Origin of the sequence: Paenibacillus sp. FSL R5-0345, from assembly GCF_000758585.1 — a bacterium.
Classification (GTDB): Bacteria; Bacillota; Bacilli; order Paenibacillales; family Paenibacillaceae; genus Paenibacillus_AQ.
Genome location: NZ_CP009281.1, coordinates 1,516,694 through 1,538,805, shown reverse-complemented (window position 1 = coordinate 1,538,805; position 22,112 = coordinate 1,516,694). Strand labels below are relative to the sequence as shown.

The window sequence follows — 22,112 nt, the reverse complement described above, 5'->3', positions numbered from 1 at the left end:
TCCAAGATTAGATGTGCTATTTTAGAACGATCTCTACCATGGGAAAGGAGTTCAAAGCTTTGAACAAACAACCGCCTATTGGAGTTATACTCGCCCAAATCGGCACGCCTACAGCACCTACTGCAAAGGCGGTACGCCCTTATCTGAAACGTTTTTTATCCGATCGCCGAATCATAGATTATTCACCTCTGCTCTGGCAGCCTCTGCTGAGAGGTGTTATTCTGCGCACACGTCCACGCCGGTCGGCTGAGCTGTACAGACTAATATGGACTACAGAAGGATCACCCCTGCTCTCCCACTCATTAGCTCAGCAATCTGGTTTGCAAGCGCTTCTAGGCCCACGGTATCAAGTTGAGCTTGGCCTAGCGTATAGCGAACCAAGCATGGAACAAGCAATGAATAAATTGGAAGCTACCGGAGTCACACGCATCATCATTGTGCCTTTATTCCCTCAATATTCGTCCACTACGACGGCATCCGTATTCGATCAGGCGAGCTTCGCTGCACTAGGACGCCAAAGCTCCACTGGGCCGGTAACGAAGCGCCTTATTCCAGCTCTCAGATTTATGGATGCTTATTATAATGAACCTGGCTATATTTCAGCCATGAAGTCACATTTATTGCATCAAATGGAACTTCTGGGCTCGGAGCCTGATTATTTCGTACTGACCTTCCACGGGATCCCCAAACGGTATGCAGATACAGGTGATCCCTATCCAGAGCAATGTATGGAAACAGCACGCCTTCTCGCATCTGCTATGAATTGGGAGCCCGGGCGTTGGCAGGTTACTTTTCAATCGCGCTTCGGACGTGAAGAGTGGGTAGGTCCCTCTACAGCAGATGTTTTGGGAAAGCTAGCGGAACGCGGAATTCATAAACCTTTGATTTTCTCTCCAGGCCTTGTTACCGATTGTCTGGAAACGCTGCATGAGCTAGCAATAGAAGGGCGTGAACAATATGAGGCTGGAGGAGGACATGCTGAAGACTTCACTGCGGTCCCCTGCTTGAATAATCATGAGGACTGGCTTCATTTTCTGGCTCAGCATGTTGAACGAAACGCCATGGGCTGGTAATGCAAAAAACCGTCTTATCCGCAAATATTTTGCTGCAGATAAGACGGTTTACTATGTCAGTTTATAAGATTTAAGAACATGGATACTTATGCTGTAAGTTGCTTATATTTAGTAGTAAGTTCATGGAACCACTGCTTGTCCTGTAAGGTCAACGCAAAATCAATCAGCTCGGCAATCTCACTCGGCTGTAAATCAGCTGAATCATTAAACGATACTTCAGCCGTCGCCGTAGCTTCTCCATTCCCATTCTCTGCGTAATCATATGAGAAGCATATCTTGATATCACTATCCAGAAATTCGTTACGAAGGAAATACAACACCTCACACATTAACACAGGTCTAACATGATCATCAAAGACACATTCCATAACCTTTGCCCAATACTGCTGGTTGCTGAGGTGTAGCTTATCATTGGTTAAGAGATATTTCTCACCCTGAAAATCAGTGACAAATCTCAGCTCAAGCGGCTTCATTTTAAAAATAGCAGCCATTTGCTTCATGCTAATATTCAAAATATCTTGCGTTTCTAATCTGATCATCTCTCATGCACCTCGTCCCTCTTAGTTGGGTTACCTGAAACCTGATGATATCTATAATTTCGTTATATGCCAATAATGTAAAATTAACGCTATTCATTCGCTTTAATTTTTATCTAATTTAACATTATTATCGTCTGCTGACTACGCTTTATTAATATTTTTTCATTAATTCCCTAGAAAAATGTTTCAATCTTAATTCATCTGTTTAATATATATATTTTAAAAACCTTGCAGTTTCTTATTTACCCAACAAAAAAACTGTTCTGAATGGTCATAAACGACCTCAAAACAGTCTTTTGCTTAAGTATTATTCAGTTCACTTTAGTTAAACAAAAAGCGGCACTAACTGTATGCCTTCAGGCGAGATCCGAACGAGACCCTTATCTGTGATGCGTAGCGTCGGGATAACCGCCAATGCAAGCAGCGATAAGGTCATAAACGCATAATTCAAAGTACAACCTGCATCATATAGCGCTTTGCTGATCGCAGCTGATTTTGCGGCAGCTATTTCGAACGGTTCCGTGGACATTAGACCTGCAATAGCCAACGGAAATAATGTTTCTCCACTGGATGTGATCATACAGACACCACCCTGAGCATCCGCCACCGCATTGGCAGCTTTAGCCATTAGCTCATCATCATTGCCGATGACAAGTACATTATGACTATCATGCGCAACTGTCATCGCAATGGCAGCAGGCTCTTTAAATCCGATGCCTTCTACAACGGCCACTGATTTATTCCCTGTACCTTTATGACGTTCGAGCACAGCGATTTTGCACAAACCTTCTACGGCATTTACATTCAATTGACCTGCCACTACAGGTATCGGAACCATAAGCTCAATGGTCTCTACGTGATTTTCTCTTACTTTAATAACTCTTGTAGTAAGTTCACCTGTTTGAATTGGAGCTGTTATGATGAAGTCTTCTGAAGTAGGACGCTGTGGCAAATGGACCGATGCCAACACTTCCTCCGGATAAGTAAATTTAGCAAGCTCTGCTGTCATTACCCCGTTCTCCGCAACGACTACACCTGCGGCAATCGTCAGCACTACATTAATATCCGCCAAATTCCCGTCCAGCAGAATGATATCTGCAAAAGAACCCGGAGTAATAGAACCAATATCCCGCGCTAAACCGAAGCGTTCAGCAGTATTAATAGTAGCCATTTGGATACCCGTTATAGGCTTAACACCTTGAGCAATGGCATCACGCAAAACGAAATTCATATGACCTTCATCTCGCAAAGACTCTGAACTGCGGTCATCCGTTACCAGCATCATCCGGCGTGTATCAATTCCGTGTTCTGTATGAGCCGTAATTGTCTTAGCCACATCATGCCATGCTGAACCACGGCGCATTTTGGCATACATCCCCAATCGAACGCGCTCAATCACATCATCTGCAGTAACACATTCATGATCTCCAGTCACACCCGCCGCCGCATACACTGGCAGTCTCCAGTCGCTGGAAGGCCATGTGAAATGACCGTCTACAAATCTACCTGCTCGCAGCGTAGCTTGAATTTCTCCAAGCATTTTTTCATCGCCGTAAACAACGCCAGGGAAATTCATTACTTCTCCTAGAGCAATCACATCAGGTCCCCAAGTGAAAGCTTCTGCCACTTCTTCCGGCCCTATAGAGGCTCCCGTTGTTTCGAATTCCGCACCTGCCGCAGGCACACAAGAAGCCACCTGCATATAAGCAGCTAACGGCGTCCCCCGCATCTCTTCGAGCATCAATTGAATCCCCTTCAGCCCGAATACGTTAGCAATTTCATGGGCATCAAAGAAACCACCTGTTGTGCCCAGCGGCAGAACCGCACGGGAGAATTCAGTAACGGTCAGCTGTGTGCTCTCAATATGACAATGGCCATCAAGTAGTCCCGGAGCTATATACTTGCCGTTCGCCTCAATAACCTGTGTTCCTTCACCAATCATATGTGTCACATCTTTCCCAACATAAGCGATGCGTCCACCTTGCACACCAACAGACATTCCGTCTAAAATTTCACCAGAGCATACATTAACCAGCTTTCCACCTGTAATTACTAGTGTTGCCGGTTTGTCTCCTCTTGCCGTAGCCACAAGCTCAGGTACACAATCTGCTAAAGGCTTTCTTGTAAAAGTTGTCATCTTCATCTCTCCCCCGTCAGTATCCAAGTGCTTTCTTGATGTAGTGAATAGATTCATAATCATAGAGGATTGCTTAACCACCGGCTGTGTTAATATCATGGTTGGCATATCTGATATTGTACGAAAAAACGGCTCCGTCATCCCTGCAGATGATAGCCGTTTTCTTATTCCAAAGATTGTCCAACATGCTGGACATGCCCCCTGGTATGAACTCACCCGCCAGCATCTATTCCAACGATTATCTTACGTTTTCCTCATATACGTCAAGTGCCGCTTGAACACCAAGCCCGTAAGCAACTCCAAATCCGTGTCGTAGCAAAGCTGCTTCCAAAGCGCCAAGCAAACGCAGCACATTATTCGTACGGCAGCTAAAGCCCATCGTGCCGATGCGCCAGATCTTTCCTTTCAGAGCTCCAAAGGAACTGGCAATTTCAATGCCGAACCGATCCAGCAGCAGCGTGCGTACGGATTCCCCGTCTATGCCCTCAGGGATCAGCACACAGGTAACAACGCTAAGTTTGCAGGAAGGATCACCGTAAAGCGCAAGCCCCATTGCTGTTAATCCAGCTACAAGTGCTTTTTCATGGAGCAGATGTCTGGCGAATCTGGCCTCCAGTCCCTCCTCAAGCGCAATCCGCAGGCCTTCCCGCAGTGCATAGAGCATAGAGGTCATCTCTGTATGATGATTGAGACGTTGCGGGCTCCAATAATCCTGAAGCATGCCTAGATCGAAATAATTGCTGCGGACAAAAGACAACTCACCAAGCTGGGCATCGCTGGTTCTAATCCCACGCTCCACTCGCTTCCGGGTCATGAGCTTAGCTTCAGCGCGATCATTATACGTTATCGGTGCCATTCCGGAAGGGACGGACAGGCATTTCTGTGTACCTCCTACGACCACATCCAGCATCCAAGCATCCGTTTCGACAGGAATGCCCCCAAGAGTTGCAACTGCGTCAACTATGAAAAGAGCATCCATTCGGCGGCAGGCTCTGCCAATCTCCGCGAGTGGCTGCACCCGTCCTGTAGAAGTCTCACCATGCACCATCGCCACCACATTTGGCTTAAAAGTCTCCATAGCCGCTATTACTTCCTCCGGTTCAAACACGCTTCCCCATGGTTTTTCCAGAACGAATACCTCAGCACCACAACGTTCGGCAATCTCATGAAGCAGATGTCCAAAACGGCCAAAGATCGGAATCAGCACACGTTCTCCCGGTAGGATCAAGCTGACCATCACCGCCTCAATACCAGCGCGCGAGGTCCCGTCTATGGGGTAAGCCCAAGCATTCCGGGTAGCGAACAGCTCCCGCAGCATCTCCATCGTTTCATTCATCATATGGGTGAACTCTGGATCAAACTGCCCCAGTACCGGAAAAGACATCGCCCGCAGCACACGCGGATCAACCTCCACCGGACCCGGAGTCATAATGCAGCGCAGGGAAGGCGACAAATCTTCGTAACGCTTCATGATGATCTCTCCCTTCAAGTATAACCGGCTATGCCGCCCTTTAAGGGACGGGCTCCGTTTCAGCGAGAAATATAAGGATAAAGTATAGAGTAAAACATATACTTCCTTATATTTAAAAGTTCCATGAACTCTCTAATAAGCTAACTCATATAACATCGCAGTCAGCAGCTCAAGACCAGCAGCAAGCTGCTTGGGGGAGGTGTACTCTTCCGGTGAATGGCTGATACCGGATCGACTTGGCACAAAGATCATCGCAGTGGGGCAACGCGGTGCAAACAGCTGAGCATCATGACCCGCTCCACTTACCATCGTACGGTAGGTTTTACCCTGCTGCCGACAGATATTTTCCAGTGCTGTAGAGAGCTTCGTATCCATAGGTGCAGGGAGTGTATGAAGCACAGGTGTAACTTCTAAGGTTACTCCACGTTCTGCGGTGATTTCATAATATCGCGAAAAAAGCTTCGCACAGAAACACTCCAAATCGTCCTCTTCAATGTGACGGATATCTAGTGTAAATAAAACCTCACCCGGAATCACATTTGGTGTATTTGGATGCACCTCAAGCTTGCCTGATGTTGCTACAAGAGGTTCACCAGCCAATTTAGCAGCACCTTCTAGTACATACAGCATCTCTACCGCACTAGCCAGTGCATCCTGCCGCATCAACATCGGCGTTGTACCGGCATGATTAGCCACACCACTAACCTTGACCATGTAACGTCTCTGTCCAACAATACCCTGAACTACGCCTATCTGCGTGTCTGTTTTCTCCAGAATAATTCCCTGCTCGATATGCAGCTCCACAAACGCCCCAATATCATTTCTGGCTCCATTCCCTTCCGTTACACCTTGCAAAAAGCTAAATTCCTCCATTGCTGCCTGTAATGATATTCCATCAGCATCCTTACAGGTTGCGGCTTCACTTCCGTCATACCTTTCCGTGACATGACCCGAACCCCAATAAGCAAGTGGAAATCGGCTACCCTCTTCTTCACAAAATGATACAACCTCAAGCGTCCGCTTCGGCTGACCATAGTTCATCTGCAAAACTTGCAGCGCAACCATAGCAGCGGCGATCCCATAGGCTCCGTCATATTTTCCGCCATTGACCACGGTATCGATATGTGATCCGGTTAAAATAACCTTTTCCTCTGGACTGCGTCCACACAGGCGACCATATACATTCCCAACCTTATCTGTAGTAACCTTTAAGCCGAAACCAACCATTTTTTGCTGCAAAAAAATCTGCGCCTGTCTCCATTCCTTCGTATATAGTAATCTAGTAACTCCCGGCCCAGACGCGGTATATGCCCCCAGCTCCTCCAGCAGCTCCAGCAGTTTCTGGGTAGATGCTTGAACTCTGGAATCGTTCATAGACTATACTGCTCCTTCCTTATCCGCAGCCACTGTCCACCTTCCTCGGCAATCACTCCTTCTTCAGAAGTATAGACTACCTGCCCACGGCATATCGTAGCAGCTACCTTACAGGATAGCGTTCTTCCGATATATGGGCTGTGCTTGTGGCGATAGAACAAATCTTCAGCAGCCAGTGTATAGGTTGTGTTTGGATTCAGCAGTACGAAATCGGCATCCAGTCCTAGCGCTATAGTGCCTTTAAGATGCTCCAATCCAAAGCGTTTTGCGGGTTGCCCTGCAAGCAAGCGAGAGATTAATGTAACCGGCAAGCCCCGGACATTCACACCTTCATGGAACATAAGCTCAAGACTGCTTTGCGCTCCTGAGATTCCGCCCCAAGCCTCAAAAAAAGACAACTCCGCTTGCACCTTCAACTCCGTAGGACACGGAGAATGGTCTGAAGCGATCAGATCGATTTTGCCTTGGGCCAGCATCTCCCATAACTTCTCCTGCTCCAGCCCACTTCGCAGCGGAGGTGCACACTTGGCGACAGGTCCGAGAGTCTCCATATCTGTTTCTGTAAGGACCAGATAATGGGGACAGGTCTCAGCCGATACGTCCAGCCCTCGAAGCTTAGCCTCATGGATCTTCTCAATAGCGGCAGCAGTACTGATATGGACAAAATGCAACCGACATCCCGTCCGTTCACTATATAACAACGCCCTAGACACTGCCTCCAGCTCCGCCTCAGCAGGACGGCAAGCCGCAAAATCACGCGCACTGCTTCTGCCGTTTCGCACTGCATCTGCAGTCAACACTGCCGTGATAGCCTCACTTTCGGCATGAAGGGCGAGAATCCCGCCTAAAGCAGCAATTCGCTGCATCCCTTGATAAAGCGTATCCTCATCCACTTCGCGGAATCTTCCTTCGCCTTCCCCTCCGGGATTGGAGAGAAAGGCTTTAAATCCAGTGACACCAGCAGCTGCCAAGGCTTCCAAATCATCCAGATTCCCAGGAACGAGCCCTCCCCACAGCACATAATCAACCGCGGAATTACCAGCCGCAGCCTTCACCTTATGATGGAGTGCAGCCTCGTTCACCGTAGGCGGATTGCCGTTTAGCGGCATATCGGCATAGGTTGTGCAGCCGCCAGCTGCCAATGCCGCAGAACCGCTGCGAAAGCCTTCCCAATGTCCCAACCCCGGCTCATTAAAGTGCACATGCATATCGATCATCCCTGGAAGAACATAGTGCCCTTCGGCATCAATAACTTGGGTCAGCGGAGCAGTAGAAAGCCTCTCGCCCAATGCGACGATCCTTCCTTCTGATACAGCAATATCCAGCTTAAGCACCTGATCAGGCAGGACTACATTCCCATTCTTAATCACAAGTTCATAGGGCTCCTTCATGAGCTGCTACCTCCTCCGGTCATCAAACCTTCCCTAACTTCCTCGATACGTACTGTATCCACCAGGAGCAACTAACAAAGGTATATGGTAATGGTCTGTAGAGCTTCCAATGTGAAAACGAATAGGGATCTGTTCTAGAAAAAAAGGCATCGAGCTTACCGGACTCCCTATACCAACTGCCGGCTTCTCCACATCAGCACTACGATAGTAATCGCCGACCATAAACAACAGCTCATAGCAGCCTGCCTCCATCCCGTTCCCTTCCAGCAGCGGAGCATTTAGCCTCCCGTCACTGTTCGTAATCCCTTCACACAGAAGCTTGCTCATCCCCTCCGTTAGCTTCCAGAGCTGAAGTGTCAGGCCTGCAGCGGGAATCCCCCGCGACAGATCCAGCACATGGGTGGTAAGACGCCCGCTCATTACGCTGTTTCTCCAGCCAAATCTGCACGACTGACAGAAAACCCCTGGAAACCATAAGGTGGACGAGGTTCGGTGAACACTCCACCTTTGCTTTCTTCAGGTTCAACAATCGTTTCCCAAGTCCGGTTATTGGACTCAAATGAGACTGTAGCCAGCTGTGGAAAACGGGACAATACACGCAGACCAATTTGATAAATCAACGATTGGATCGAAGGACTGTTCAGTTCATGAAAAGCACTATGGGCGATGTCACGAATGTGCTCCGCAGCTACATATTGGCCTTGATCTCCATCCAAAGCATGCTCGACATCATTATAGGTCCAGTTAATATTCAGAAAAATATAAAGCGGACGGTCAAAGCTCTCCGGTAAAGTTGTATACTCATCACGGACAAATCCATAAAACGAGCTTCCGCTCACTTTTATAAGCTGTAAGTCCTTCAAACGGCATTCATGAGCGACAACCTCAGACCCATTGTCTCCACGTTTTACTGTCAGCGAAGCCGAATAGGATTCATTATTGGAGTGCCGCAGCACCAATTGACTCTGCTTAAGCCCTTCGCCTCCGGGGACCATTACCTGTTCAAAAGGCAACCGATCTGCGGACACAGAAACTGCAGTGACATGACTGTATCTATCCATAAACCGGCTGCTGAGAAGCTGCAGCAACCCTTCCGTTGTGCTGCCCGTGTAGTCGGCGGTATTGCGCAGGATGAAATTTTTCATGGAATCGGTGGCAACGACCATAGAATTATCCCCTTCTGAAAAAGAAGGGAGAAAGGCTTCGCCCGTAACGGCAAATGTAATATTATGCGCGAATATAATGTTATCGCAGCCCGTGAAGGAAGATTCGGGAACAGGGGTAACGGCCAGCGGTTTGGCATAGGTACGATAAGTTAGAACATCGCTTTTTCCATAAAACATTGTACGTCCGTTAATTGGTTCCAGCATGGCTGACATCCTCCCCGATTATGATGAATGAATGATTAAATCACTTAAGCGGAATTTTGTAATAAGGCCAATCTCAGAAAAAGCTTGAACCCATTCCTCCTGAGGTGAACGCTCTACCCGTGCTCCAATGGCACTGATGATGTCATCTTTGTTTTTGCCACGAACGGCTAGAATAAAAGGGAACTGAAATTTATCCGTATACTTTCTATTAAGATCGCTTAGTAGATTGAACTCTTCCATTGTTAGCCGATCTAGTCCAGCCCCCTGTTGCTCCGATGCCGACAAAGGTGTAACTTGAAGCCTAGTCGCCAGATCTGGGTGAGCTTTTAATAGCCCCTCCATTCGGCTACGATCAGCATTCAGTACGGTTTGCATCATTGTGCTATGGAGATGCTCTATTGAATGGAACGGGATCTGCTTATAAGCTTCCACTGCCACCCACGGCGAGTGTTCAAAAACCCCTCCCAGATGCTTCACAAACTCCGTTATGCTCATGGCATTTACTTCATCCAGTGTAAACTTGCATTCAGAAATGACCATCCACTCATCCCCCAATAGCTTTGTTAACCGCTCGCAAAATGCCTCCATATCCTGTACAGCGGCAAATGTTACCCGATAAAGCTTCTTCCACTTCGATCTGAGTAGGATGCGGGTTCTCATCCAGCAGGGCAACCACCGAGATGACCATCCCAGGTGTGCAATAACCGCATTGGAACCCGCCTTCTTCTAAAAAAGCACGCTGAACGGGATGTAGTCCCGCTTCACTAAGACCCTCAATCGTTGTAATTTCGGCACCTGAGCATTGATAGGCCATCACCAGACATGAATTCACAGGGCGTCCATCCACCAGCACCATACAGGCTCCGCAGCGGCCAATCTCACAAGAGCGCTTCGTTCCAGTCAGCGCCAAATCTTCACGAATAACATCTAAAAGCCGGCGAGAAGGGGGAATCTCGGTGGATATCGCTTTACCATTAAGGTGACATCTGAAGGTGAACCTCTCTTCTGTAAAAGCTTCTTCAAATGATGCTGGATCAAGATTCTCTTCATTTAGATTCGAATTCGGATTAGCGTTCCGCATGGATATTCACCGCCTTTTGTGGAATAAACGGTGTAGACTGCAACCATTCGGGATCAATGGGCAGCTTGGTTACCCGTTTCCCTACAGCCTGGAATATGGCTGATGCGACAGCCGGAGCTAAATTGACAGAACCCACCTCTCCGATACCGCGAGGACCGTACGTATCATGATCCGGCAAATCCTCTATCGGCTGCACTTGAATGCTGCCATTCATATCGGCAATGGTCGGCACCAAATAGGTGTCTAAATTTTTGGTGACATAGCTGCCGCCTGACATTACAGCATCCTCTGACAAGGTGAAGCCCACCGCCATACTGCTGCCACCTTCGATCTGCCCGAGGTACCCTTGTGGATTCGCCACCGGCCCCGCCGCTACCGTATGATATTGGTCCAGTACACGAACACGTCCTGTAAGCAGATTAACTTCCACCCGGACCGCAATGGCGGAATAGGTGTACAGGAAATGCGCCCCTACTCTTTTAAAAGGCGTGGTTGGATAAGTGAACTTCGTATTACAGACAATGGGTTCTGAAATCCTCTCTGCCAGATCCTTGTATGTCAGAAGCAGACCACCGTCTTCTTTCCAAATGCCGCCAGGGCCGAGCTTCATTTCATAGTCTTCCAGCTCTGGCTTTATTGTCGCAGCTGCCTGCAATACTCGAGAGGCAAAGTCTGGACGTAGCCGTTTGAGAGCCATCCACATCATGCTAGTTGATCGTGAAGCCGTACTAGATCCGCTATCAGGTACAACATCCGTATCGCCAATGACGATGCTTATGTCCTCTGCTGCCAAGCCAAACTGTTCAATCAGCATTTGTTCCATGGTTGCAATTAAACCCTGGCCAAACTCCTCGTAACCAAAAACCGCCTCAATCTTGCCCTCTAGAGTCAGAGACAACCGACCACCCGCCGGATCGGGGATGCCATAGCCAAGTCCTGCACCATGCATAGCTATCGCAGCACCCGTTCCGGTGACGATCCATGGTTCCACGAAGCCTGAGTCTTTGTCTGTATACGCTCCCTCAGTCATGAGAGGCGAATCAGCCAGCGCTTCCCACACCTGATAGGCTCCATCGGTCTGGGCAATCTCCTGACCTAATGGACCGAGATCACCGTATTTACGCAGATTGCGGCGGCGCATTTCCCACGGATCAATCTGTAATCGCTCTGCCAAACGATCGATTTGTCCTTCCAAAGCGAAAATCGCCTGATTGCCGCCAAACCCTCGGAATTCACCGGACACACCGTTATTGGTGTATACAGCGAAGCCTTCCACATCCACATGATCGATGATATAAGGGCCCATTACATGTTCTGTTGCGAAGTTAAGCACCTCCGCACCAAGCGTTGCGTAAGCTCCCGTATCCGAAATAATTCTGACCTGATGTGCCCTGATGATGCCTTCGTGGTCACAGCCAGTTTTCATGGTAATTTTCATGGGATGGCGTTTTAGTCCTGCACGTACCGATTCAGCTCTCGAATTATGAAGTCGCACCGGGCGGAGTGTTAGCATTGCAAGCAGTGCTCCGTATGGCTGTACATTCAGCTCGTCTTTTCCTCCAAAGGACCCGCCGATAGGACTCGAGATGACGCGGATATCTTCTTGAGGAATAGCCAGAATTCTGGATAGCTGCATCCGATCCATCAACCCATGTTGTGTAGCTGAATACACGGTAAGCCGTCCGTTATCTTCGGGGATAAACAATCCGCCTTCAGTCTCCATATAGGTGTGCATTTGGCGAGGCGTATAATACGTCTCCTCCACTATGTGGCAGCAATCCTTAAATTCAGCTTCCGGTTCCCCCTTACGGTATTCCGTATGATGAAGTACATTTCCCTCAGCATGCAGCAGGACTGCGTCCGACTTCATCGCCTCTTCCGGATTCTCCAGCAAGGGTAGAAGCTCATAATCCACTTCAATAAGGGATAGGGCATACTCCGCAATTTCATCCGTCTCAGCCGCTACTGCCGCAATCGCATCGCCGGTGTAACGCACACGTTCACTGCAAAACACCGGTTGATGCGGCAAAGCTATACCAAATCCATTAAGTCCGGGCACATCCTCGTGAGTAATAACAGCGTGTACACCCGGAACCTCCCTGGCCTTCTCAATTCGCACAGACAAAATACGGGCATGTGCCTGTTGACTGCGGAGCACGCGGCCGATTAACATTTCTTCCGCTCTCATGTCGGTCAAATACTGCAGCTTGCCGGATACCTTGCCCTCTCCGTCGGGCCGTGTACGCCAGCGGCTTCCGCTGGATTCCTTATTCAGCAGCATTTTCCCTCGCTCCTTTCATGGGGGTCTCACCTCTTAGCTCCGCCTATTCATAACCTTCCAAAGCTCAGCTACAAGCAGGTTTCCAGCTGTTTTTTTCTTGTAGAGCTCTGTGGCAAAAGGATCACCATACGTCTCGAAGCTGTTCTCAACCACTTCATATAGAGCAGGTAGCAGCGAGTCTGTATACACCTCATCTTCAAGCATAGCTTCAGCTCTACTTAACCGCTGCGGACGCCCCGTCCCCCCGCCTGCTGCGATACGAACCTCACGAAAACGGTGTTCAGTATCGATCCATGCGGATATCGCTACCGTTACAAGTGAAGGGGTGAAAGCCTCCCTTCGGCCAACCTTACGGAAAATTTCAAGTCTATCTGTTAATGGATTCTCTCGGCGAGCAGGTGATATGCGAATCTCAGCCACTAGATCTGCCGCAGGTTTCATCCCACTCCAGTGATTGTTTAGCCATTCTGTCAACGGTAATGACGTCATAAATTTACCGTCAAAGGAGATCAACTCAGCGTCATATACCAGTAATGCGGGTAGAATATCACCGAAGCCAGAAGCGATATTGCCACCAAGCGTGGCTAGATTACGCACCGACGGAGCAGCTATACAACGTGCGGCTTCTTGCAGCGCTGGAGCCACTGCCTGCAAATGCTCATTGCTGCGGCACTGAGAGAGCGGAACAAGAGCACCCAGAGACAAGTAGAATTCAGTTTGAGTAATATCAGCAAGACCTGAAATTTGCCGAAGATCAATCAGCTGTTTAGGTATAAGAGCTGTTCCACTTTCCCACCCTGTTCTCAGCAGTGTCCCTCCCGCGACATATTGGGCACTGTCCCCGAGCTCCATTTTCCTCTCCCAAGCTTCGTGCAGGCTGCGGGGCTGAATTACATCAGATAGCCTTCCATCCTCTTCCCGTAAAACCCCCATACACTCCGCCTCCTTTTAAGCACATGATTACTGTCTCTCTACGCCTACGCTTTGCCTTAAAACCTTTGTTCCCGAATATAAGGAACTCCGAGTGATTCCGGTGTGCCGGATGGTTTATTGCGATTGCGATACCCTAGGTACATCAGGACTAGGATAGTCACAAGGTACGGTATCATTTTGAGAAAATAAGGCGGAACCGCACTGCCCAGCAGTTGAATGCGGAAGCCAAGCGAATCCAATGCCCCGAAAAAGTATGCACAGAACAAGGCACGCAGCGGATTCCATCTGGCGAAAATCACAAGACCCACCGCAATCCATCCTCGACCTGCAGTTAGACCTTCATTCCAGGTTGGAGCGTAAGCCAAAACCATATCTGCTCCTGCCAGACCGATGAGGGCAGCGCCGATGATCACATAGCTATACCGGATAAGCTGTACCCGAATCCCCATCACGTCAGCGGTAGCCGGACTGTCTCCGACTGCCCGCAAATGCAGCCCCCAAGAAGTGCGGTGAATTAGCAGATGCAGAGCGAGCACTAGCAGCAGACTGAACCAGGTCAGGTAGTCCATATTACCGAATATTTTCCCGATGACCGGAACATTCTCCAGCCACACCAAATGCAGCTTAGGGGATGTTCCCGGCAAAGGAATGCCACTGATCGGTTTGCCCAGATAAGCGCTCAGTCCACTGCCGAACAGAGTCATGGCAAGACCGGACATCGTTTGGTTTGCCCTTAAGGTCACGCAGAGAAAAGAATGAAGTAAACCAAGCACAGCCGTTATAGTTACAGTGGCCAGTAGAGCTAACAGCAGGTTTCCTGAGCGAATATACACGATACAAGTAGTGACTGCTCCCATCAGCATCAGCCCTTCAGCTCCAAGCTGTATAATGCCGGCTCGTTCGTTTAAAATGCCTCCAAGAGTAGCTAATAGCAGCGGGGTCCCTGCGGATATTGCGGCAATTAGGAGCTGTGTAGTAAAATCCATGGATTATCTCCCCCCTTTCAGCTGAACCCTGCTATGGCGGATACGGAAACGATAAATCATATCGCCAGCAATCAGAAAAAACAGGATAGAGCCTTGCAGCATTTCCGAAATTGAGGAGGGTAGCCCAATGGTCTGAACACTGTATCCACCGACAATTAAGCCACCGAACAGAACGGAAGTAACGATTAGGCCGAGTGGGTTTAATTTGGCTAACCAAGCCACAATAATGGCGGTGTAGCCATAACCGGGAGAGATGCCTTGCATCAGCTTGTGAGTAACACCGGAGACCTCAGCCATCCCCGCTATACCAGCGAGCCCTCCACTGATCAGCATGACGATAATAATATGCCGCTTGATATGAATGCCGGCGTATCTGGCAGCCACAGGATTGGCCCCAATCAGACGAAGCTCATACCCCCACTTGGTGAAACGAATCATCAAGTAATAAATCACAACAGCGATAAGTCCAAATAACAATCCGATATGCAATCTCGTACTTCCGAGAACAGGCAGGGACTGAGCCGAAGTAAACATTGGCGATCCGGGGAAATTAAACCCTTTAGGATCTTTCCAAGGTCCGAATACTACATAATCGAGTGCCAATAAAGCAACATAATTCAGCATCAATGAAGTAATCAGCTCATTCACGCCAAAATGCGTCCGGGGGATAGCAGTCAGTAGCCCCCAAAGCGCTCCTGCCGCAATGCCGAACAGCAGCATTAAGGATAGAGACCAGAATGAAGATAAATTAGGAAAATAAATCGTGACTGCGGTAGCCGCCATAGCACCAACGGTTAACTGGCCTTCTGCTCCAATATTCCATACAGAAATGCGGTAAGCCACAGCAATCCCAAGCCCACATAGGAGTAGCGGGATCGCTTTAACCATCGTTTCAGTGAGCCCATACGCTGTGCCAAATGCGCCACGGAACATTTTTTCATAGACCATTACCGGATTCATACCATTTGCTGCGATAAATAGGGCACACAGCAATAACGCTAGAATTATAGATACAATAGGGGTCCACCAAGGCGAACGGATGCGGCTGGCATCGTATTCCAAACGCAGAGAGAATCGTTTTCCGGAGTAGGCTGGGATAGGTTCAAGAACAACTGCTGCGGTATTTCTTCCATTCTCCAGGCTCATACGGCGCTCTCCTCTCTGTTATGAATACCAGCCATTAGCAGTCCGATGCTTTCTCGATTCGCTTCCTCATGCGTACTCTCACCAATAATTGAGCCGTTGTAGATCACTAGAATCCGGTCGGACAATTGAAGTAATTCATCTAAATCCTCCGAAATTAACAGCACGCCACTACCTGAACCGCGCAGCTCCATAAGAAGGTCGTGAACACCAGCGGTGGCGCCTACATCCAGCCCTTGTGTCGGATGAACGGCGACCATCAGCTTCGGCCGATGGCTGATCTCACGTGCAAACAGCAGCTTCTGCTGATTACCGCCTGACAATTGCTGTACTGGCGTATCCAGCTCAGGTGTTTTGACATTAAAGCGCTGGACCAGCTCCTCTGACCACGAACGGTTCTTCGCAGACTTCAGGAAACCATATTTAGAGTGCTCCACTGAGCGATATGATTTGAATAAAAGATTATCTACCGATCCGAGACGACCGGCTAAACCGCTCTTCATCCGGTTCTCCGGGACATGAGAGATTCCCAAATCAATTGCCCCTCTTACCGAAGCAGATTTCACCGTGTTTCCATCAAAAGTAATCTCACCACTTTTCCAGCCCCTGAGACCTGTTAACACTTCGGCCAGTTCCTTTTGCCCATTGCCAGCTACCCCAGCTACGCCAACAATCTCTCCTTTGCATACATTCAGCGAGAAAAGATCTAACGCTTTTCGTCCATGATCGGCATATACGTCCAAGCCCTTCACTTCTAACAGTGAGTCTCCCTCAGTGGCCTCCCGTTCTTGCCGGGTGATGGTTACTTCTTTACCCACCATTAGGCGAGCCAGCTCCATTTCATCCGTATCCGCCGTGGTCAGCGTAGCGATCATTTTTCCTTTGCGCATGACGGAAATCCGATCGGAGGAAGCCATAACCTCTTTCATTTTATGAGTCGTCATGATGACCGTCTTTCCAGCCTGCTTCATGACCCGCAGCGTTTCAAATAACTGCTCCACCTCCCCCGGGGTTAGCACAGAGGTCGGCTCATCCAGAATAATAATGTCAGCCCCTCGATACAGCGTCTTAACGATTTCAACACGCTGCTGTTCACCAACGGACAGCTGCCAAATCGGACGATCCACCGGGAAATTCAATCCAAACCGTTCTGCTAATGCCTCTATTTCTTTGCGTTTGTTCTTCATCCACTTACGCCCACGCCAGAAAGACGACTTTTCGCCAAGCACGATATTTTCCGCAGCAGTGAGACTTTGCACCAGCCTAAAGCTCTGAAACACCATACCTACACCAAGCTGGGCTGCATCTTTAGGAGAACGGATGTGAGCAGCTTTTCCATGAATGAGGATTTCTCCTTCATCTGCTCTGTACACCCCTGACAGCATGCTCATCACTGTACTTTTTCCTGCCCCATTCTCTCCAAGCAGTGCATGAATCTCCCCCGCATTTGCCGAAAAGTCGACTTGATCACTGGCGGTTACCGAGCCGAATTTCTTCACAATTCCCCGCATTTCAACTGAAGTTTCCCGCATGGCCTGTGCCCCTCCTTCCTTCAAGTTGTAGTACGGGTGGGAAAGTTCCCACTTCATGGAATCCGCCCCACCCATAGTTCGTGCACATTTTTTTAGTATGGTTACAAATTATTGCGGGATAGTTCCTTCCACACCTTTTACAAGCCAATTCATACCCAGCACTTCCTCCAAGGTCAGCTTTTGGCCATCTTGAACCTTCACATTCCCTTGGTTATCTGAGATCGGGCCTGTGAAAACCTCAAGCTCACCAGTGATGATCTTGGATTTAGCGTCCTCGACAAGCTTTTTCACATCATCAGGTATTTTGTTCCCGAAAGGAGCCAGCTCAACCATGCCGTCAGCCATATCGCCGGAATATTGCTCGCTTTTCCACGTTCCGTCCATCACGGCTTGCACTGCTTTTACGTAATAAGGACCCCAATTCCATACTGGATTCGTTAAATAATTATCCGGAGCGTATTTACTCATATCCGAATCATTCCCCCCGGCAAAAGCTCCACGTTCAGCAGCAGCCTGTAGTGTCGCAGGTGAATCCTGATAGGCCAAAAGCACATCTGCCCCTTTATCCAGCAAGCTGATTGCCGCTTGACGTTCGGTCGTGGGGTCATACCATGTATTCGTCCAAACCACGTTCACCTTCACATCAGGATTGACGCTTTGTGCGCCAAGGGTAAAAGCATTCAAGTTATAAATCACTTCGCTGATCGGAAAAGCACCGACATAACCTAGCTGATTGTTTTTGGTCATTTTCCCTGCCGCAATACCGCTCAAATAACTGGCTTGATAATTCTTTCCGAAGTAAGTCCCCATGTTCTCTGCGGTTTTGTAACCAGAAGCATGCAGAAACTTCACATTAGGAAATTTGCCCGCTACATTCAATGTAAAATCCATATATCCGAAGCTCGTTGTAAACACGATGTCGTGTGATTGTGCAAGCTCTGTGATGATTCGTTCAGCATCGGCACTTTCTGGGACATTTTCTACAAAGTCGGCTTTAATTCCAAGCTCCTTCTCCATATACTGCCGTCCTTGATCATGTTGGTAGGTGTATCCGCCATCCCCTGGAGGTCCGATATACACAAAAGCAACCGTCGGTTTCTTAACAGCCGGCTCTGTAGTTGCAGTTGCCTCTGTTGCCGCCGTTGTTGTCGCTCCTGCCTCTGTCGCTTTTGCATTTGAAGAAGTATTATTATTGCTCCCACACCCCACCAAAACCACTGTCATCAGAACCATTAATGCAAGACAAGATGTTATGAACTGACCCCTTTTTTTCATAATTCTCCTCCTCCAAATCATCTCTCATCATGGCTGTAACCATTAATGTACTTCTACTATACTTAGAGGTGGCTCTTGCGTAAATTTATATAACATACGTTTGTGTTTGATGATAAGAATCAGCACTTTTTTTGTGTGTAATGCACTAATAGGTTTATGGATAAGGATTTTATATGTCATATTATATGACTCGATGTGGGAAAGGAACACTTTTACGATCAATTTTTCGATTACTTTCTATTTTCCGTTCCTCAGTATCCATCGCTCCTGAATCTCACCAAAATCCTCTTCAGTATCAGCATCCATGAAATAGTGGGCGGAGTCAGACTCCAGAACAATCCCCTTATAATCAGGTGATCGCAAAATCGCCGCCGCTCCACGATCGCCATCCAATCCCTGTAGCGCTGGAAACAGCGCTTTTGAGAACAAAGCAGGGGGCATAGCCGACCCATCACTGACACTAGCTACATAATCCATCTCCGGAGATTGTTCAAACGTTTGTATTAGACGATTCACTAATGCCGTAGTAATAAAAGGCTGATCTGCTAGAGCCACAACTACTGCATCCGGCTGCAAAGGCAGCACAGCATTAAGTCCGCATCGAAGAGAAAAAGACAATCCTAAGTGTGCGGTTAAACAAGTTTCGGTACGTCTAGTTCCTTGCGGCTCAATCGCTGGTGGCAGCCATTCCAAGTTGTCATCCGCACGTACTACCACGATAAGCGGCTCAAGATTACAGCGATCCAATTCACTAAGCGCGACGCTCCCGAGTGAGACCTCCTGTGACAATTTCAGTGAAACCTTGGACACGCCCATCCGCCTGCTCTGCCCTGCTGCCAAATATATTCCCGCTACTTTCAAATCTATCCGCTCCTTTAGGCAGCTCTCGTAAGCCCGCCCTTCTAATTTGAATGATTTCTGCAATAATACTGACCGCAATCTCCTCGGGACCTTCTCCACCGATAGGCAACCCTACAGGTGCATATAAAAAAGCAGGGACCTCAAGCCCTTCCAGCAAAAGAGCGATCCGCGCCTTTGAACCAATAACTCCAATGTATAGCGGAGCTTGCGGAATCACACTCTCCAGGAACTGTTTATCCCTCCCAATTTGGTGACTACAAATCAGCACATAATCCTCCTGAGCTACACCTAAGCGTTGAACAACCTCCGTTGGGGAACAAATAATCCGTTCAGCGTGAGGAAACTCATTTTGCAGACTCCCTTCACGCCAATCTGCTATCACAACCCGAAAGCCGACTTTGTTAGCAAGCTCAGCAATTGGAACGACATCACGTCCCCCACCAAAAATTACAAGTCGCGGTTTGGGCACAAAGCATGTATGAAATGCTGTCAATTCAGCTTGAGCGGCCATAAAGCGACCTGTCGCCATGCTTTCTTTTGCCAAGGGGGATAATTTCGGATGTTTCTTGTTCTGCGATAGTGAAATATCAGTATCCAGCTCTAACTTATAGTCAAAACCTCTCCCAACTGCTTCACGGAACAAGACCAGCCTCTCTCCGGCATAAAGCCTGTCACTCGCCAGCACCAACAGATCTTGCAACTCTCCTTGCACAGGTTCAAGCACCACTTTGATTTTGCCACCGCAGCCGACAGTCTCACCCCATGACAGATCATCTGGAGACAACATATTGTATTCCACAATCTCCGGCAGCCCTCGCTCCCAAATCTCAGAGGTACGTAGCTGCAGATCGCTTTCCAGACACCCTGGACTTATACTTCCAATCGTGCCGCCTTCAAAAAACAGCATCACTGCCCCGGGTTTACGATACGAATGCCCCTCCACTTCTATCAGCGTTGCCAGCACCGCAGGCGCTTTATGGGTTTGAATATGCATTGCGATGTCATGTGTATTCACGAGGCTCCCTCCTCCGTGTTTGCATTTCAACCCATACCTTAGTCCCGCCCAAGCATCCTCCGAAACATGAACACTAGCTTAAGCCTCATTAGATCATTTATTTTTTTAAAATCGACATCCAGTAGCTCACTAAGCTTCTCGATCCGGTAGGTGGCTGTGTTCCGGTGAATAAACAGCTTTTTAGCCGTCTCATTGACATGACCGTCGTTCTCTAGATAAACCTCCAGCGTCCGCAGCATTTCTCTGACATACTCCGGCTCGCGGCTGAGCAGTCCTCTAAGGGTTCCGTTGCAATATTTCTCCATAACTTCTGTCGGGATTTGCCCGAGAAGCAGGGTAAGCTCAAGCTGCCGATAATGCACAACACTTCCATGTACGCCCCCGTGCTGAAGCATTCCCATGCATTCCTTTACCTCTGCAAAAGCTTCCCTCAGCCCATCCGCCTTCGTTTTACAACTACTAATCGCAGCTCGAGGATAGTACCCCTTATCAAACTTCAGGTTGTCAAAACAAGCTTGGACTAACTCCTGAAATTGTTCAGGACTCTGACGATCTCCCGGATAGATGGACAATAATCCTTGATCAACGATCACATGAATTCCCTTTAATTCCCTCAGCACAGGGTGCTCGTTGTACTCTTCTTTTAATTTAAGCAGCTCACTCTGGCGTTCCTCACCGGTTGCAGCAGTATCGGTTAATATCAGCCGAAACGGCGACAGAAGCAGTTCAATTTCCAAGCTGAGCGCAGCCTGGGCTAGATCCGTGTAGGTTAAATGCCCACTCAAGCAACGCCTAAGTAATCTACTAAACTCCCTGTGTTCCGACTGTTCAAAATAATCCTCGTAGCCTGAATGAATATGATATGAAATAAGTTCAGCACCCTGAACAAATAAACTCTCTTCCACAGGAAGCAATAAAGGATCGATGGAACAATACAATAGATATCCGGAGCACTTTTCTCCTTGAATTAGTGGAGTACGATAACCCGTCTGATCTTCTACACGGAAGCGATGATTCCGTTTCTGCCATGGCCACCCTTCGAGAAGCTGTGAGGGCTGATATTCTGAGTTGTTGTAGATCACATCCCCACGTGCGCTAACCACCACAAGTGAATGGCCAATCACTTCAGACACTGAATCAAACAACTGACGGCTACGGACGGATCGCAAAGCGAATTGCATCAGCTTTTTCTGCTTCTCCATAATGCTCTGCAGAACATGAGTACTGCGGCTAAGCTCGGCGCGGAACAGACCATTCATCTGATCCGAAAAAGTGAACTGAAACGGTAACTGGATTAAAGGGAAGTTAAGACTCTCCGCTTCAGCAATCAATTGCACCGGTACCTCATCCCAAAATCGCCCCAACTTAATACCCAAAGCCGAAGATCCCCTGCGATTCAATGTTTGCAGCAAAGCAGAGGCATCCTCCAGATTGTCCTTAATTAAATAGGCTGTCGTTAGCAGCATTTCACCTTCTTTGATCCAGTCCGAAATATCGGGTGCATCCATCACATTTATCGACTTCACAATTCGATGCTTCCCCTTGGCCCCCGCAATAAGCTTCGCCTCGGACAAAGGATAAATGGACAACGCTTCTTCAACCGTAAGATGCATGCCATCCCTCCTTTTTAGGATCAATCAAACCATTCCT

19 protein-coding genes are annotated in these 22,112 nt (G+C 48.4%); 1 reads left to right on the top strand and 18 read right to left on the bottom strand.

Annotated elements, in window-relative coordinates:
• Window positions 1-59 precede the first annotated feature (59 nt).
• Complete coding sequence (gene hemH / locus R50345_RS06900) at window positions 60-1,073, top strand: ferrochelatase (protein WP_052414503.1); 1,014 nt, start codon at window positions 60-62, stop codon at window positions 1,071-1,073.
• A gap of 86 nt (window positions 1,074-1,159) precedes the next feature.
• Here hemH and R50345_RS06895 read toward each other — a convergent pair whose 3' ends face one another.
• The 18 genes from R50345_RS06895 to R50345_RS06810 form a co-directional block, all read right to left on the bottom strand.
• Window positions 1,160-1,612 (bottom strand): IDEAL domain-containing protein, encoded by a 453-nt coding sequence (locus R50345_RS06895; protein WP_042125196.1) that lies wholly within the window; start codon window positions 1,610-1,612, stop codon window positions 1,160-1,162.
• Window positions 1,613-1,937: 325 nt separating this feature from the next.
• Window positions 1,938-3,755 (bottom strand): adenine deaminase, encoded by a 1,818-nt coding sequence (locus R50345_RS06890; RefSeq protein ID WP_042131937.1) that lies wholly within the window; start codon window positions 3,753-3,755, stop codon window positions 1,938-1,940.
• Between the two features lie 232 nt (window positions 3,756-3,987).
• Entirely contained in the window at window positions 3,988-5,220 is a 1,233-nt protein-coding gene (locus tag R50345_RS06885) for a pyridoxal-phosphate-dependent aminotransferase family protein (RefSeq protein WP_042125194.1), read from the bottom strand.
• A gap of 132 nt (window positions 5,221-5,352) precedes the next feature.
• Entirely contained in the window at window positions 5,353-6,594 is a 1,242-nt protein-coding gene (locus tag R50345_RS06880) for a Zn-dependent hydrolase (RefSeq protein WP_042125192.1), read from the bottom strand.
• Window positions 6,591-7,985, bottom strand: a complete 1,395-nt coding sequence (locus R50345_RS06875; protein ID WP_042125190.1) for an allantoinase — start codon at window positions 7,983-7,985, stop codon at window positions 6,591-6,593. Before R50345_RS06875 ends, R50345_RS06880 begins: the two co-directional genes overlap by 4 nt.
• Before the next feature lie 33 nt (window positions 7,986-8,018).
• A complete protein-coding gene (uraH, locus tag R50345_RS06870) occupies window positions 8,019-8,405 on the bottom strand; it encodes a hydroxyisourate hydrolase (protein ID WP_042125188.1) in 387 nt (128 codons plus the stop codon).
• Complete coding sequence (pucL, locus tag R50345_RS06865) at window positions 8,405-9,355, bottom strand: factor-independent urate hydroxylase (protein WP_042125186.1); 951 nt, start codon at window positions 9,353-9,355, stop codon at window positions 8,405-8,407. Before pucL ends, uraH begins: the two co-directional genes overlap by 1 nt.
• 18 nt (window positions 9,356-9,373) lie before the next feature.
• Window positions 9,374-9,895, bottom strand: coding sequence for a 2-oxo-4-hydroxy-4-carboxy-5-ureidoimidazoline decarboxylase (gene uraD, locus R50345_RS06860; RefSeq protein ID WP_042125184.1), 522 nt, complete (start codon window positions 9,893-9,895; stop codon window positions 9,374-9,376).
• Between the two features lie 4 nt (window positions 9,896-9,899).
• A complete protein-coding gene (locus R50345_RS06855; RefSeq protein ID WP_081954020.1) occupies window positions 9,900-10,436 on the bottom strand; it encodes a (2Fe-2S)-binding protein in 537 nt (178 codons plus the stop codon).
• Window positions 10,423-12,717 (bottom strand): xanthine dehydrogenase subunit D, encoded by a 2,295-nt coding sequence (gene pucD, locus R50345_RS06850; protein WP_042125181.1) that lies wholly within the window; start codon window positions 12,715-12,717, stop codon window positions 10,423-10,425. The genes R50345_RS06855 and pucD overlap by 14 nt, the downstream gene beginning before the upstream one ends.
• A gap of 33 nt (window positions 12,718-12,750) precedes the next feature.
• A complete protein-coding gene (locus R50345_RS06845) occupies window positions 12,751-13,650 on the bottom strand; it encodes an FAD binding domain-containing protein (protein WP_042125179.1) in 900 nt (299 codons plus the stop codon).
• Between the two features lie 56 nt (window positions 13,651-13,706).
• Entirely contained in the window at window positions 13,707-14,636 is a 930-nt protein-coding gene (locus R50345_RS06840; protein ID WP_042125178.1) for an ABC transporter permease, read from the bottom strand.
• Between the two features lie 3 nt (window positions 14,637-14,639).
• A complete protein-coding gene (locus tag R50345_RS06835; protein ID WP_042125176.1) occupies window positions 14,640-15,782 on the bottom strand; it encodes an ABC transporter permease in 1,143 nt (380 codons plus the stop codon).
• Window positions 15,779-17,311: an ABC transporter ATP-binding protein gene (locus R50345_RS06830; RefSeq protein WP_042125174.1), complete on the bottom strand. Its 1,533-nt coding sequence runs from the start codon at window positions 17,309-17,311 to the stop codon at window positions 15,779-15,781. The genes R50345_RS06835 and R50345_RS06830 overlap by 4 nt, the downstream gene beginning before the upstream one ends.
• Before the next feature lie 108 nt (window positions 17,312-17,419).
• Window positions 17,420-18,586, bottom strand: a complete 1,167-nt coding sequence (locus R50345_RS06825) for a BMP family ABC transporter substrate-binding protein (protein WP_042125171.1) — start codon at window positions 18,584-18,586, stop codon at window positions 17,420-17,422.
• A 237-nt stretch (window positions 18,587-18,823) separates the two neighbouring features.
• Entirely contained in the window at window positions 18,824-19,396 is a 573-nt protein-coding gene (locus R50345_RS06820) for an NTP transferase domain-containing protein (protein WP_170880318.1), read from the bottom strand.
• Entirely contained in the window at window positions 19,338-20,462 is a 1,125-nt protein-coding gene (locus R50345_RS06815) for an XdhC family protein (RefSeq protein ID WP_052414502.1), read from the bottom strand. The genes R50345_RS06820 and R50345_RS06815 overlap by 59 nt, the downstream gene beginning before the upstream one ends.
• A gap of 38 nt (window positions 20,463-20,500) precedes the next feature.
• Window positions 20,501-22,075, bottom strand: coding sequence for a PucR family transcriptional regulator (locus tag R50345_RS06810; protein ID WP_042125168.1), 1,575 nt, complete (start codon window positions 22,073-22,075; stop codon window positions 20,501-20,503).
• Between the last annotated feature and the right edge of the window lie 37 nt (window positions 22,076-22,112).

Excerpts from the sequence above, each read along its gene's own strand:
- R50345_RS06895 (WP_042125196.1), bottom strand. The coding sequence starts at position 1,612 with ATGATCAGATTAGAAACGCAAGATATTTTGAATATTAGCATGAAGCAA.
- R50345_RS06890 (WP_042131937.1), bottom strand. The coding sequence starts at position 3,755 with ATGAAGATGACAACTTTTACAAGAAAGCCTTTAGCAGATTGTGTACCT.
- R50345_RS06885 (WP_042125194.1), bottom strand. The coding sequence starts at position 5,220 with ATGAAGCGTTACGAAGATTTGTCGCCTTCCCTGCGCTGCATTATGACT.
- R50345_RS06880 (WP_042125192.1), bottom strand. The coding sequence starts at position 6,594 with ATGAACGATTCCAGAGTTCAAGCATCTACCCAGAAACTGCTGGAGCTG.
- R50345_RS06875 (WP_042125190.1), bottom strand. The coding sequence starts at position 7,985 with ATGAAGGAGCCCTATGAACTTGTGATTAAGAATGGGAATGTAGTCCTG.
- uraH (WP_042125188.1), bottom strand. The coding sequence starts at position 8,405 with ATGAGCGGGCGTCTTACCACCCATGTGCTGGATCTGTCGCGGGGGATT.
- pucL (WP_042125186.1), bottom strand. The coding sequence starts at position 9,355 with ATGCTGGAACCAATTAACGGACGTACAATGTTTTATGGAAAAAGCGAT.
- uraD (WP_042125184.1), bottom strand. The coding sequence starts at position 9,895 with ATGGTCATTTCTGAATGCAAGTTTACACTGGATGAAGTAAATGCCATG.
- R50345_RS06855 (WP_081954020.1), bottom strand. The coding sequence starts at position 10,436 with ATGCGGAACGCTAATCCGAATTCGAATCTAAATGAAGAGAATCTTGAT.
- pucD (WP_042125181.1), bottom strand. The coding sequence starts at position 12,717 with ATGCTGCTGAATAAGGAATCCAGCGGAAGCCGCTGGCGTACACGGCCC.
- R50345_RS06845 (WP_042125179.1), bottom strand. The coding sequence starts at position 13,650 with ATGGGGGTTTTACGGGAAGAGGATGGAAGGCTATCTGATGTAATTCAG.
- R50345_RS06840 (WP_042125178.1), bottom strand. The coding sequence starts at position 14,636 with ATGGATTTTACTACACAGCTCCTAATTGCCGCAATATCCGCAGGGACC.
- R50345_RS06835 (WP_042125176.1), bottom strand. The coding sequence starts at position 15,782 with ATGAGCCTGGAGAATGGAAGAAATACCGCAGCAGTTGTTCTTGAACCT.
- R50345_RS06830 (WP_042125174.1), bottom strand. The coding sequence starts at position 17,311 with ATGCGGGAAACTTCAGTTGAAATGCGGGGAATTGTGAAGAAATTCGGC.
- R50345_RS06825 (WP_042125171.1), bottom strand. The coding sequence starts at position 18,586 with ATGAAAAAAAGGGGTCAGTTCATAACATCTTGTCTTGCATTAATGGTT.
- R50345_RS06810 (WP_042125168.1), bottom strand. The coding sequence starts at position 22,075 with ATGCATCTTACGGTTGAAGAAGCGTTGTCCATTTATCCTTTGTCCGAG.